This is a genomic window from Nocardia carnea, assembly GCF_029868325.1.
Classification (GTDB): domain Bacteria; phylum Actinomycetota; class Actinomycetes; order Mycobacteriales; family Mycobacteriaceae; genus Nocardia; species Nocardia carnea_C.
This window is the reverse complement of record NZ_JARWNW010000011.1, coordinates 1-1,045: the sequence shown is the minus strand read 5'-3', so window position 1 is coordinate 1,045 and position 1,045 is coordinate 1. Positions and strand designations below refer to the sequence as shown.

Sequence of the window (1,045 nt, the reverse complement as noted above, 5' to 3'; positions counted from 1 at the left end):
GGTCGGCGAGGCCGGGGAACTCACCCGCGAGGAACTGCTCGAAACCCTGCTCGACGATGCGCACGCCGCCTACGCGCAGCGTGAGGCCGAGATCGACGGTATCGAGTTGTCCGAGTTGGCTGCGGCGGGCAGGGAAGTGCTGGCGGGCCGGTGGATGTCGCGCGGTGACCTCGTAGACCTCGGCCTGGGCGCGGTCGACCACCTCGGCGACATCTTGACCGTCTGCGCCGGCGTAGCCGTACTGCACGATGAGGGTACCGGCCTCGACCAGGCGGCGCAGTGTTACAGCGCGCTAATCTTGCAGCCAACACTTGTGGATAAGCAACGTGGCGACGGCGACGAAGCTGGCTTTCGCGTAGCTACGAGATGGGAGGAGTGCCGTGGAGCTGCTCCTGCTGACTGCCGATCCGGACCCCGATTCGGTTCTGCCTTCGCTATCGCTGCTCGCACATAACGTGCGGCCTGCGCCGACCGAGGTGGCATCGTTGCTCGAGGCGGGTACCGCCGATATTGCGCTGGTGGATGCGCGGACCGATCTGGCTGCCGCGCGTGGTTTGTGCCGGCTGCTCGGCAGTACGGGATCGTCCGTGCCGGTGGTGGCCGTGCTCACCGAGGGCGGTCTGGTCGCGGTGAACGCCGATTGGGGCCTCGACGATATTCTGCTGCCCGGTACCGGTCCGGCCGAGCTGGATGCCCGGTTGCGGTTGCTGGTCGGCCGCACCGGTGGGGCGGCGAGCCCGGAGAACACCGGCAAGATCACCCTGGGCGAGCTGGTGATCGATGAGGGCACCTATACCGCGCGGTTGCGTGGGCGCCCGCTCGACCTCACCTACAAAGAATTCGAGCTGTTGAAATATCTCGCGCAGCATGCCGGCCGGGTTTTCACCCGGGCGCAGCTGTTGCAGGAGGTGTGGGGGTACGACTTCTTCGGCGGCACCCGCACGGTCGATGTGCATGTGCGGCGGTTGCGGGCGAAGCTGGGCAGCGAATACGAATCGCTGATCGGTACGGTCCGCAATGTGGGTTACAAGGCTGTGCGACCGGC

At 66.5% G+C, this 1,045-nt stretch carries 1 protein-coding gene and 1 pseudogene; one reads left to right on the top strand and one right to left on the bottom strand.

All coding sequences use genetic code 11. The features are described 5' to 3' along the window. A pseudogene (locus QH196_RS00165) lies at positions 1-247 on the bottom strand (replicative DNA helicase); the annotation flags it as partial. A 133-nt stretch (positions 248-380) separates the two neighbouring features. On the opposite strand from QH196_RS00165, the gene QH196_RS00160 reads away from it, so the two are divergent. Further along, the coding region (locus QH196_RS00160; RefSeq protein ID WP_280413703.1) for a winged helix-turn-helix transcriptional regulator at positions 381-1,045 on the top strand (665 nt) is incomplete at its 3' end.